This window comes from Photobacterium sp. R1 (assembly GCF_054600795.1).
On the sequence record NZ_BAAHZP010000606.1, the window covers coordinates 1 to 266 of the forward strand.

1 protein-coding gene is annotated in these 266 nt (G+C 45.1%); it reads right to left on the bottom strand.

Going from position 1 to position 266, the window contains the following annotated elements:
• The coding region (locus ACYP03_RS26475; RefSeq protein ID WP_459782735.1) for a POTRA domain-containing protein at positions 1 to 266 on the bottom strand (266 nt) is incomplete at both ends.

Genomic DNA, 266 nt, shown 5'->3' on the forward strand with positions numbered 1-266 from the left:
TTTCTGATACTTTTCATCGGCCAGGAAGTTCCACCAGGGCACATCAGCCTGCAGATTGAATTTGTCGCGCAGATCTTCATCGGTAAACACCTTGTTTCCAATGAAATTGATTTGCTGAATTTTCGCCGATACCCCTTCGGTAAAGACAAATTTCAGATCAGCACGATTTCGTGGCAATGGGGTCACAACAGCCTTAACGCTGGCATTGTACTTACCCACGCTATAGTAGAAATCTTCCAGACCTTTCTCAATCTTACTCAGCGTCG